This window comes from Pseudanabaena sp. 'Roaring Creek', assembly GCF_001402795.1.
Lineage (GTDB): Bacteria > Cyanobacteriota > Cyanobacteriia > Pseudanabaenales > Pseudanabaenaceae > Pseudanabaena.
In genome coordinates this window covers 1-12,233 of the sequence record NZ_LIRE01000202.1, presented here as the reverse complement: position 1 = coordinate 12,233, position 12,233 = coordinate 1, and the positions used below count along the sequence as shown (strand labels likewise).

10 protein-coding genes are annotated in these 12,233 nt (G+C 42.3%); 8 read left to right on the top strand and 2 right to left on the bottom strand.

Annotated elements, in window-relative coordinates:
• The first annotated feature begins 355 nt into the window (after positions 1-355).
• On the top strand, positions 356-775 hold the full coding sequence (locus tag AC805_RS06560; RefSeq protein WP_009627664.1) for a helix-turn-helix transcriptional regulator: 420 nt from the start codon (positions 356-358) through the stop codon (positions 773-775).
• Between the two features lie 102 nt (positions 776-877).
• On the opposite strand, the gene AC805_RS06555 is transcribed toward AC805_RS06560, so the two are convergent.
• Together AC805_RS06555 and AC805_RS06550 are read right to left on the bottom strand one after the other, a co-directional pair.
• A complete protein-coding gene (locus AC805_RS06555) occupies positions 878-1,726 on the bottom strand; it encodes a HEAT repeat domain-containing protein (RefSeq protein WP_055074673.1) in 849 nt (282 codons plus the stop codon).
• 36 nt (positions 1,727-1,762) lie between these two features.
• A complete protein-coding gene (locus AC805_RS06550; RefSeq protein WP_055074672.1) occupies positions 1,763-2,578 on the bottom strand; it encodes a HEAT repeat domain-containing protein in 816 nt (271 codons plus the stop codon).
• A 206-nt stretch (positions 2,579-2,784) separates the two neighbouring features.
• Here AC805_RS06550 and AC805_RS06540 point away from each other — a divergent pair, with 206 nt between their 5' ends.
• The 7 genes from AC805_RS06540 (at position 2,785) to AC805_RS06510 (ending at position 11,937) form a co-directional block, all read left to right on the top strand.
• Positions 2,785-3,216 carry a cupin domain-containing protein gene (locus AC805_RS06540; protein WP_055074670.1) on the top strand — a complete coding sequence of 144 codons (432 nt, stop codon included), beginning with the start codon at positions 2,785-2,787 and terminating at the stop codon, positions 3,214-3,216.
• A gap of 228 nt (positions 3,217-3,444) precedes the next feature.
• Positions 3,445-4,206 carry an SDR family NAD(P)-dependent oxidoreductase gene (locus AC805_RS06535; protein ID WP_055074669.1) on the top strand — a complete coding sequence of 254 codons (762 nt, stop codon included), beginning with the start codon at positions 3,445-3,447 and terminating at the stop codon, positions 4,204-4,206.
• Between the two features lie 138 nt (positions 4,207-4,344).
• On the top strand, positions 4,345-5,367 hold the full coding sequence (locus tag AC805_RS06530) for an AEC family transporter (protein ID WP_055074668.1): 1,023 nt from the start codon (positions 4,345-4,347) through the stop codon (positions 5,365-5,367).
• 269 nt (positions 5,368-5,636) lie between these two features.
• Positions 5,637-6,587, top strand: a complete 951-nt coding sequence (locus AC805_RS06525) for a phosphoglycerate dehydrogenase (protein ID WP_055074667.1) — start codon at positions 5,637-5,639, stop codon at positions 6,585-6,587.
• Entirely contained in the window at positions 6,584-7,267 is a 684-nt protein-coding gene (locus tag AC805_RS06520) for an HAD family hydrolase (protein ID WP_055074666.1), read from the top strand. Before AC805_RS06525 ends, AC805_RS06520 begins: the two co-directional genes overlap by 4 nt.
• Before the next feature lie 125 nt (positions 7,268-7,392).
• Complete coding sequence (locus AC805_RS06515; protein ID WP_055074665.1) at positions 7,393-8,763, top strand: ABC transporter substrate-binding protein; 1,371 nt, start codon at positions 7,393-7,395, stop codon at positions 8,761-8,763.
• A gap of 195 nt (positions 8,764-8,958) precedes the next feature.
• Positions 8,959-11,937 (top strand): ATP-binding protein, encoded by a 2,979-nt coding sequence (locus AC805_RS06510; RefSeq protein ID WP_055074664.1) that lies wholly within the window; start codon positions 8,959-8,961, stop codon positions 11,935-11,937.
• Positions 11,938-12,233 lie beyond the last annotated feature (296 nt).

The following is a 12,233-nucleotide window of genomic DNA, read 5'->3' as shown; positions in this document are numbered from 1 at the left end:
TATAGTTGTTTTAAATAACTTGTAGACGGGCTTCGACTTCGCTCAGCCCTCGGTGTAAGCTAGCTGAGCGAAGTCGAAGCTGTAGTTTTTATTTGAATTATCTATACTAGGACATAAACCCCAAGAATTGACTGGCGGCGCTTCGCGCCGCCAGTCAATTCTTGGGGTTTGATTTGTCATAATTCAAGTGACTGTAGATGTATAATACCAATTCCCAAAATGGCAACGCCATTTTGGAATTAAGCCTCTTGGCTGTTCTCCAGTCAAGGTAATCACTATAATTGGTATAAAATCATTCAATGACGTTAGATTAACTTTCTATCTCGAAATCTAACAAAGTTGTTGATATTACAAGATGCCACCAAGGTTACAGGTCAAAAACGAGGATTGCTCGCCGCTAGGGCTATACGTTCTTCAATATTTAGAAGAGCAAGACATTAGTATGAATCATCTCGCGGAGTTGACAGGCGTACCTCAACCAAGACTGCGCGGAGCCTGCTTTAAAGGTACTTGCCCGACTCCAGAGACGTTAAGAAAATTAGCTAAAATCATGGGAAAGCATCACTTAGAGCTTTATACCTTGGCTTATCAGGGACGAATCGAGCAAGTTCCCGAAGATGTAGACGATAATTTACTCGATATCCTCATCAGGCAAATGTTAGAAACTGCGAGGGAACTTAATTTAGCGATGCCCAAGGTTCAGCCCTCCAAAGCTAAAATTCGGAAAGCGCTAATGGAGCTAGGATTTAGGGAAAAGCGCGAAGAAATTCCCTAGAAGAATTTATCGCCAGATACTCTCAACTCAAAATATATAGGCGGCGCTTCGCGCCGCCTATATATTTTGAGTTGAGATGCTGTGCAAGAGATGGCTATTTAATTAATCATTGGCATTCTCAATCGTTGTTGCCAATTGCTCAAAGCGACGAGGATCGCCTTCGCTAGATTTATCTAAGCGTTCTTGACGTTTTATTTCATAGAGCTTATTTAAAATATCTTGCCAATCGTTAGAAGTTAATGGCGATTCCCGATCAGCGATCGCCTGTTGGCGATCGGGATGAGCAACATGGGGGGAATTAAGTTGTTGCAATCTTTGCTCAAGCCTTTGCTGAGCAAGCCAGACACGCCCACGAATCGCCAAAACTTCATCATTGCAGGACATGATATTCAATTGGGTTTTGATTGCCGATCGCCATAGAGGTTTCATAGGCGCGATCGCGATCCCTAAAGACTCTAAACCCACCACCGATGCATAGCGTACTACCCATTCCTCATCCTGTTGGGCGACAAATAGGAGTGCTTCTAAGGCTTCTTCTTGGGCGACCTCCCGCAATTCATCGGGAAACCAATGCCATTTCATCGCCCCTAAACCCTTCACCGCTGCACGCCTTACGCTAAAGGCAAAATCAGCCGTCGCCACTCCCAACAGAGTTACCAAACCGCGTGGATCGCCAATCCCTGCTAGAGCGCGAATCGCCCATGCCCTTGCCGTATAGTTATGCATATCTAGCAGTTCTAGTAGAGGCGGAACCGACGCACTCCCCAGTAAAATCAAGCCGTCTACCGCTGCCACCGCTGCCCCAGGGTTATTGTAACTAAGGGCTTCGATTAAAACTGGAATTGCACCTTCTAACCGCGCTGCTGCCAAATTTTGGACGGCTTCGAGTAATAGCTTAGAGGAATCTGCTTCTTCTACAGCTTGAATGAGTTGGGAAAGGCGATCGGTCATAGGATAGAGGAGATAAGGCGCTTGCGATTCTCTACTTTACAATAAATCATCCATTAGTGCCATGACCCTAATTGCGCCATCGGTCAGTTCGGGTGGAATTGCTAAGGGGATTTGTTTTTCCAATAATCCCTTGAGCGAAATTAGCTTCAAACTGTTTTCAGCCATAGTATTACTAATCGCTTCGGCAGCTCCTAAATAACCGATCGCCCCCAAGTCTGAGAGAACCGTGCGCCGTAGTTGCAAATCTTTATTAGAGAGAGCGGCAACTAAGCGATCGCCATATTGATTTGCCTCGCCTGCTGCTGAGAGTTGATACATAGCCCTCGCCGCCGCATATTGCACCTTGGGTGTGGGATGCTCCAAAAAAGGCAAAATATCAGGAATTGCTTCTACTGCTCCTAGGGTTCCTAAAGCTTCTAGAAATGCATCGTAGGGATGCTCGGGCTCCGAGTCAGTGCTAGTTTGGAGATTGGGATTTTTGATTAATTCCACCAGTTTAGATAGACAAGAACGATCTCCCAGCATTTCCAAGGATTGAGCGGCAGCCTCACGGACGTAAAAGTCTTCGCATTCTAGCGATTCGATCAGTGCTGGTACGGCGCGGCGATCGCCTAGCTTACCCAAGGCTCTTGCTGCATTACGCCGCAAGGGATATCCCCCCACCTCAGTGCGATCGGCTTCATCGGCTAAAGCTAGAATCAAGAGATCGATCGCCTTTGGGACATTGACCCGAAAGCGCCCCAACCACCAAGCCGCATAAATCCGCAAGCCTAAGTCTTCACATTGCAGGTTAATCAAAGCCTGTTCGATGGTTAATTGGTTATCATCTGAAATTTCAGATTCTGGATTCATAATTTAAGAATATCTTTGGCTAAGTAAATGGGCTTAATTAAATATAAAACCCTAAAACCTGCGGCGTACGCTGCGCGTACGCCGCAGGTTTTAGATCGAGATTTTAATTATGCTGAGGTACTTATACAAATATGTCTTGTATATTTCTCGATCGCTCGATCAGATTGTTGGGACTTGATTAAAAACCTCAATGGAGTAATGCAGCTATGACCCCGATCGCTAAACAGGATCGCGACCTTGCTACGGTAATGAAGGATGATGGTGTTGCCAAAGCCAATACCCATGACAGTATCAATCGGATCTTCAATCGTCTTGAAGATATCAAAAAAGAAATGGGCGAACCATCTTGGTCGGTACGACTCATTTATACCGATATGATGAGTGCTGTAATGATTTGCCAAAAACCAGGAGAAAGCAATCGTACCCATTATCACGCCAATGAGGACGAATGGTGGGTAGTTATGGAAGGCGAGCTTGAGTGGGATATTGATGGGCAAGGAACCTACCGCGCCCAAAAAGATGACATCATTTTTGTACCACGAAAAGTGATTCATAATATTCGTGTTGTTGGCGATCAACCTTCAATTCGCTTAGCGATCGGGAAACCTGATGTCAATCATATTTTTGTTGATAACTAGACAAATGGGAGAGAGCTTTGCTCTCTCCCATTTGTATTTTATGGCATTTTAGAATTTCCCGTGGCGGTGAACAAGCAATTATGCCAATTCACGAAAGTGTGACAACATATTTGTGACAACATATTTGTGAATTAGAGGCTTTCAAGTTAAGAAATGGCGTAGCCATTTCTTAACTTGGTATAACTTGATTGATGTACTTATAAGTAAATCAAATGATAAGTAAATCGCATGACTAAACCACATGAATTTCCCCATGATTTTAAGGGGAAAGTTGCAATGATCACGGGAGCAAGTAGTGGCATCGGACTGGCTGTAGCCGAGGCGATCGCTTGTTACGGAGCGCATACAGTATTTATATCCCGTAGTGGTGCAACGGCGATCGCCTCCAACTTAAATGCATTGGGTCAGTCAGCCTTGTCAATTTCCTGTGATGTCTCTGATGAAACCCAAGTTAAAGAGACGATCGCCACGGTATTGCAAAAATATCAACGGATTGACATCTTGATTAATAATGCTGCCATTAATCAAGTCGCCAAGATTGAAGATATTTCCCTTGAAGATTGGAACAAAGTTATGGCAACGAACCTCACTAGTCAGTTTTTGTGTTGTAAGCATATAGTTCCCATTATGAAACAGCAACGTCATGGCAAAATTATTAATGTCTCCTCCATTGCTGGTAATTTTAGAAGTAAGATATCGGGCATTCATTATGTCGCTTCAAAAGCTGGCGTAATCGGTTTTACGCGACAACTTGCCTACGAATTAGCGCCATTTCAAATTAACGTGAATGCCATTTGTCCGAGCCAGACCTATACCCCAATGTTAGCGGCAACTCTACCACCCGAAGCCGAACAGAAGTTAGTTGACTCCATTCCCTTAGGGAGGATTGCCTCTATGGAGGAGCAGGTAAATGTAATTCTTTTTTTAGCATCTCAACTATCCAGCTATATGACAGGGGCGATCGTTGATGTCAATGGAGGGCAGCTATAAGTAGCTAAACACAATTAGAAACTAAACCTCGTAAGGGTTTTTAAGTTAAGAAATAGATATGCAATTTCTTAACTTGGTACTTTGATTAGCAGTTATTGCAATTTCAATTTTTATACTTAGTTCCAATGGTTCAAATCTATGTTCGCGATAGAAAATCCCCTCTTCATACTCTACGTGAGGTTAATTGGCTGGACTCTTTTAGGTTATGTTTTAGGGAAACTCCTGCCCAAAAGTTATACCACCTATCTGGGTAAATTACTTCTATTCGGATTTGTGCCGATCAGTATTATTTCATTCTTGCGACAGGCGGATTTATCGGGATGGATTGTGATTGCACCAACTACTGCGTGGGTTGCGATTTTAGTGGGGGCTGGTTTGGCTTGGATTTGGATTGATTTAGGTTTAAGTGACGAAAGATTTAAAAAGCTTTCAAGGGGGATTACTTCTCAAGAAAAAAACTTTGATAATTTTCCAACTTCGGAGCAAGCCTTAGCTGAGGACAGTGCTTGGTCTGGAGCCACACAGGGCAGTTTCTTACTCGCCATGACCTTGGGTAATACTGCCTTTATGGGATATCCTGTCAGCCTTGCCTTAGTGGGACCTCAATATTTCGCATGGTCTCTTTTTTACGATCTCATCGGCTCCACGATCGCAGCCTACTCGGTCGGGATCGCGCTTGCCAGCCGTTTTGGCAGCATGTCCAGCAATCATCAGGCACCTAATCCCTTCATTTCTATGGCAAAAACCCCTGCATTATGGAGTTTACCTATTGGCTTAGGAATGCGCTTTATACCTTTGCCTACGGTAGTTACATCTAGCATGAATGCGATCGCATGGACAACCGTAACCCTATCGCTGGTCATGATTGGGATGCAGCTTAGCCAACTCAAAACTCTCCGCAATGTTAAACAAGCCCTAACTTGTCTGTCCATTAAGATGCTACTTACTCCATTAGTTGTTGGTACTGGACTAATGTTTTTTGGTGTTACGGGCGAGCCTCGGATGGCAATGGTTCTCCAGATGGCAATGCCTCCAGCCTTCTCAACTCTAGTTATCGCTCAAGCTTATAATCTCGATCGCGATTTGACCGTGACAACCTTAGCTTTCGGAGTAGTTCTTTTATTGTTCACGATCCCGATTTGGTTGTGGCTGTTTTCATAAGAATGTGATTTAAACAACTACCAATAAATTTAATCTCAAATAAAGAATATTTAAACATGTGTTTTTACGGTAGAAAATGGTAGTCATCAATAAGCAGGGATGGACAACGCGAAGCGCCGCCCATCCCTGCCATAGAAATTCTTCTTGTGTTTTTTATATATTGATACATTTGGCGATAGCGATATCACCCATAGTTGCGTAGACTTAATAGGAATATTTCGCCATAATTGCAAAGCTAATCCAGAAACAAACCTAGATACCAAAACTCTATGCCAAAGTTACTGATCAGTACATCTTCGTTCGATGTCAAAAGCAACCAAATATTGCAAAATTTGCAAGCTCAAGGATTTGAGATCGTTCTCAATCCCTACGGTCGAAAGCTTAAAGAAGCAGAGGTCTTAGAACTTCTAAGTGATGATGTAGTTGGCATGATTGCAGGAGTTGAGCCACTGACTCGGGAGGTTTTAAAATCAACTCAATCTCTAAAGGTAATCTCGCGTTGTGGTATCGGTACGGATAGTGTCGATCTAAATACTGCGGCAGAGTTGGGAATCCCTGTACATATTACTCCTTCCGCTCCCGTTATTGCTGTTGCGGAATTAACTGTTAGCTTGATCCTTTCCGTTTTGAGGCGAACATCAGAAGCCGATCGCGCTCTACGCGAAGGGATCTGGAAGCCGCTAATGGGTAGGTTACTTGCCTCACAAGTTGTCGGAATATTGGGCTATGGAAGAGTTGGTAATCGCGTAGGACAGCTCTTGAAAACTTTTGGGGCAAAGAGAATTGCCCATGATATTTTCTGCGATGCTTCCTTATTTGCCGATACAGTTTGCATACCATCTTTGGACGAATTTATTCCCAGTGCCACGGTAATTACTATACATATTCCCTATAACCCAGATAACCATCATCTGGTCGATCGGGCTTTTATCAATAAAATGCAACCTGGCAGTATTTTAATCAATACTTCGAGAGGAGGGCTGGTTGACGAACAGGCTTTGTATGAGGCTTTAGTATCAGGTCATCTGGCAGGAGCCGCCCTTGATGTCTTTGAAGAGGAGCCCTATCACGGATTGCTCCGTACCTTGCCACAGGTGATTTTAACACCTCACATGGGTTCCTATGCGAAGGAGGCTCGCGTACAGATGGAGGAGGAAGCTGCTGAAAATCTACTGAACGGTCTGATTAATTTGGGGCTTGCCAAGGGAGATAGATCGTGAAAGAAAATTCACCACTAGGTCTAGCCGTAGATCGCCTATCCAATCAGGCGCAATACGATGCAATCATTTTTGATTTTGATGGTGTCCTTGTTGAGTCAGTGGATGTGAAGACTGAGGCTTTTGGGGCTTTGTATGCTGAATATGGCGATCGCATTGTCGAACAGGTGAGAGCCTATCATATTTTACATGGTGGGGTATCGCGATTTGTCAAGTTTCGCTACTACCATGAAGTTTTACTTGGTAAAACTCTCACAAAAGAAGAAGAGCATCATCTGGGCGAGCGCTTCTCGCAATGCGTTGAAGATGCCGTTGTTGCCGCAAAATATGTGATGGGAGCCTATGAATTTTTAGAAAATAATTATCAATCTATCCCTTTATTTGTCGCTTCGGGAACTCCCGATCTGGAATTAAAGAGGATCGTGGCAAGACGAAATATGAGCCATTATTTCTTGTCCGTACATGGTTCTCCAACTTCAAAAAGAGATATTATTCAAAATATCTTGCAGAAGCATAATTTTGATCGCGATCGCGTTTTAATGGTAGGTGATTCTCTTTCCGATTACGAAGGAGCGATCGCTGCGGGTGTAAAATTTATAGGCAGGGTACTACAATACCCATCGACCGTTCCTTTTACCGCAGATACCATAGTGCTACCAGACTTGTGTAAGTTAGCAGGTTAGCTATAGGTTAACCATAAGTATTGGTTATTGCTTGAGGTTTGTGTCTCTTTGTACCACAAACCTTTAATCTATAGATCGTTATTAGGATTTTCTCAGTGTGCTTCATTTCTTAATCTTAAAAAACTATGCGTCGTCGTCAGTTTAACCAGTTATCGCTATCCATAGCAGGTATGGGATTAGCCGCTTGTAGCGAATCAACTCTTTTACGAAATCAGGCTTCTAGAAAAAGTTCAATATTTCGAGTCTGGTGGATTCAAAGCTTTTATCCTAATGAAACTGAAGCTATCTCCCAAATTATTGCGGAGTGGGAAAAAGAGCATAATACTAAGGTGGAAGTCACTTTTTTTTCTGATAGTTTAATTAACCGTGATGCCGAAAATGCTCTTAATAATGGCAATCCCCCAGATCTCCTATTTAGCAATACCGCTGAGTTTGACCTTTACCCCAGATTAGCTTGGAAAAACGAATTGGCGGATGTTTCTGATGTAATCGAACCTGTCAAAAACTTATTTAGTCCTATTGCTCTTAAAGCAGTGTCCTACAAAAATGGAGTAAATAATAAACGTAGTTACTATGCTGTACCGATCGCCCAATTAGCCGATTGTATGCATTGTTGGCGAGATCTGCTCAACGAAGTTGGATTAAGCGAGACAAATATTCCTAAGGACTGGGATGGATTTTGGCAATTTTGGGAAACAGCACAAGATCGCGTCAGAAACAAAGGGGGAAAAGATATTTATGGGATAGCCTTTCCCATGTCCACTGAAGCTACGGATACGATCTTTGCATTTGAGCAGTTCCTCATAGCCTACGGAGTCGAATTGTTAGACGATAATGGGGATCTCCAAATCGATAAACCCAAAAATCGTCAAGGGATTATTGCAGCATTGACTAAGTATGCAGGGTTTTATAAAGCAAAATATGTTCCGCCAACTGCCCTACATTGGGGTGACCCTGACAATAACCAGTCCTTTCTCAGCCGAAATGCCTTGATGACCGTTAATCCTGGACTTTCCATACCAGCTTCTCAGCAGTTCGACAAAGAGGTGTATAACAAAAAGATGATGACGATAGAATGGTGTCAATCTCCCAGTGGTAAACCTCTTAACTATTTGGTTGCAGTGAAGCAGGCAGTTATATTTTCGGCATCTTCCAATCAAGCTATCGCTAAAAGCCTATTATCCTACATTATCCAACCGAATAATTTGGTTAACTACTTAAAGGGTGCTGGAGGGAGATATTTCCCAACTATGCCAAAATTATTAGAAGATCCTTACTACAAAGATTCACAAGATCCACATATCTTGACCGCAACTAAGCTTTTCAAAAATACCACTTCTTTTTATACAGCTATAAATCCTGCCTATTCGGAAGTTGGAGCGCAGAGAATTTGGGGACAAGCAATAGGTGCAGTTGCACAAGGGAAAGAGTCTCCCGAACAAGCAACTGATAATGCGATTAATCGAATCAAAAATATTTTTGCTCAATGGAAATAAACTCAATGGAAATAAACTCAATGGAAATAAACTCAATGGAAATAAACTTAATGGAAATAAACTTAATGGAAATAAACTCAATGGAAATAAACTCAATGAAAATAAATTCAATGAAACAAAGCATTAAATAGCTACTTGTAAAGATCGCATTCATCAACAAAATCGTGACATCGTTCGGGAAAGTGAGGGCAAAAGATGTTTAACCTGTTTAAGAAACGATTGCTATTGCAACTAGTGGGGTATTTTTCGATTTTATCGATTGTAACCGTAGTTCTCGTAGCCGTAAGCGCCAATAACCGCAGTCGCGATGTATTAAAGCGATCTTTATTTGATCGCTTAAATGTTGCTACTTCCCTCAAAGAATCTCAGGTCAATCAATGGATTGATAATCAGCGGCGTGACGTAATTTTAATGACGCAGTTACCAGATTTAATTGCCAACTCTGAAACCACTTTCACAAAAGATCGCGAATCATCAGAATATAAAACAGCGATCGAATTGCTAAGAAAATTTATGGCTGATGTGTCTACTGTAAAGCCAAATATCCGCAAAATCTCTATTCTTACTAACAACGGCATTACAGTCGTTTCTACGGATATACAAAAAGAAGGAAAATATCAACCCCTAGGTAATACAACCACCTACTTTACCCGCGATCAATCGCGAATTATTGTTCCTAATTTTTATACTTCTTCCATCACGGGAAAACCTGCAATGACTTTTGCAGCTCCGATATCAAATAAATCTGGAGATCGAATTGGTGTTGTAGCTGTCGATCTCGATCTAAGGGGAGTAGATGATATTATTCGCGAGAATGCTGGCTTAGGAGTTAGCGGTGAGACCTATTTAGTAGGGAGATTGAGCTCAAAAAACATATTAATTTCTGGAGCTGGTACAGATAATCAAGAACTAGCAAAAAATATTAACAGCGAAGGAATTAATGCAGCGACACAGGGGAAAGATGGTGAAGGGCTATATCGAAATTATAAGAATGTACCCGTACTCGGTGACTATCTTTGGATTGACAACCTCGATCTGGCTTTAATTGGCGAAATATCCCAAGCAGAGGCGTTTGAACCTGCCGATCGCTTAGCCAGAGATATTTTGTTAATTGGATTGAGTTCCGCAGGTATTTTATTGACTGCCGTATATTTAATCGCAAGGCGAATTTCGCAACCAATTTTAGCGATCGCCGATGCTGCCAACCAAGTTTCTCGCGGTAATCTGAATTCGCAAGCCCCCGTATTAACCGAAGATGAAATCGGGATTTTGGCGATCGCCTTTAATCAAATGACCTCACAGCTCAAGGCTTCAGGGGAGCAATTAGCTGACTATAGTCGGACGTTGGAGCAAAAGGTCGAACAACGCACGAGTGAGATTAAAGCGATTATCGATAACATGGTAGATGGATTGCTCGTCGTCAATAATGAAGATCGGATTACCCAGTTTAATCCTGCGATCGCAGGTATGATCGGCGTTAGCAGTAGCACGATCTCTAAATCCGATCGTTACTATGATGTATTTAAAGATCAAGCGATCGCCAATCTCCTTAAAAGCACGAGAGAGAATCCCCAACAGGTATTTAGTGAAGAATTTGCACTACCCGATCGTCGTGTGGGCAAAGCAGTCGCGACTTCAATTTTTACAGAAGCGAATAAATCGACCGAAAATCCTCTTGAATCCCACTATTTGGGAACGGTAATTCTAATTCGCGATATCACCTCTGAGAAGGAAGTAGATCGCATGAAAACCGACTTTATCTCGACCGTCTCGCACGAATTACGAACGCCCCTAACTTCTGTCTTAGGATTTGCCAAGTTAATTCAGAAAAAACTAGATGAAGCAATTTTCCCACTCATTCAGACCGAAGATAAAAAGACCAATCGGAATATTCGGCAAGTTTCGGAAAATCTTGAAATCATAGTTTCTGAAGGAACGAGACTGACAAAACTAATCAATGAGGTTCTTGATGTTGCCAAAATTGAAGCGGGGAAAATGCAATGGAACATGGAGCCATTAAATATTGAAGAAGTGATCGATCGCGCTTTTTCGGCAACTTCCGCGCTCTTCGATCAAAAGGGCTTAGCTCCAGTACGAGAGATTTCTGAGAATCTCCCCGAGATTCATGGTGATAAGGATCGTCTCATCCAAGTTGTCATTAATCTCATCTCTAATGCCGTAAAATTTACTGAACAAGGAGTGATTACCTGTAAAGTAAGGGAAGAGAATCAATTCATTATTGTCAGCGTTATCGATCAAGGTGTTGGCATTTCCGAATCCGATCAGCCTAAGGTTTTTGAGAAATTCAAGCAAGTTGGTGATACCCTTACCGATAAGCCTCAGGGTACGGGTTTAGGGTTGCCAATTTCTAAAGACATTATTACCCATCACGGCGGTAAAATCTGGGTAGAGAGCGAAATCGGTAAAGGTAGTACATTTTCCTTCTCAATTCCCGTTAGTCCTAAAAGTGAACCAACCCCGTTAATTAATTTTGATATTCTGATCGAACAACTCAAGAAGAGAGTGATTGTTGACAGTTATCCAGACGCGGAGAATAGTAATGCCACTTCTAAAAATATTTTAGTGATTGATGACGATGCCAGTATTCGCAGTTTGCTGAGGCAGGAACTAGAATCAAAAGGGTATATCGTTCGAGAAGCAGTCAATGGGCAAGAGGCGATCGCGAAAGTCCGTGAAATTCGTCCTGACCTGATTACCCTTGATATTCTGATGGAGGGGATTAGCGGTTACGATGTAGCCGCGATTCTTAAATCCGACCCTGCTACCCTAGATATACCTATTGTTATCGTTTCAGTATTAGATGATAAAGAGCAAGGTAGGCATTTAGGTATTGATAGCTTTGTGACTAAGCCTCTAGATATGGCGGTTTTAATGCGAGAAGTAGAACTTCTGCTTTCAGGAAAGCCACCCATTGGCAAAAAGATCCTAATAGTTGATGATGATAGTAATTCCATCGATTTATTAATGGAAATGTTGCAAAATCAAGGTTTTATTCCTTCTAAAATGTCTTCTCAAGATGATTTGCGTAGCAGTACCCTCTTAAATCAGCCTAATGTGATCATTGCTAATACGAAGTTCGCAGCACAGGTGCAGGCGCTCCGAACGGAACAGGGCATGGAACGTATCCGATTTCTGTTAATTGCTGATAATTAATACCAATTCACTAAAGTGAGACAACACTTCAGTGAATTACAGCGCTTTGCGCTCAAACCCAAACCAAGAAAAATTTTGAAAGCGTTGCGAAGCAACGCTTTCAAAATTTTTCTTGTGGTTCGTTTGATCGGTAATTTCTGTAAAAAATAAACCCAGTAAGGTTTTGAGATCCCCAAAATGGCGTTGCCATTTTGGGAATTAGTATAACGTTGGCTGAGCGAAGTCGAAGCCGCAGATATAGCTACCGCTAGTCTTATTAGGACAAAATTAAAACCCAAAATCATGTTGTCGCGCTC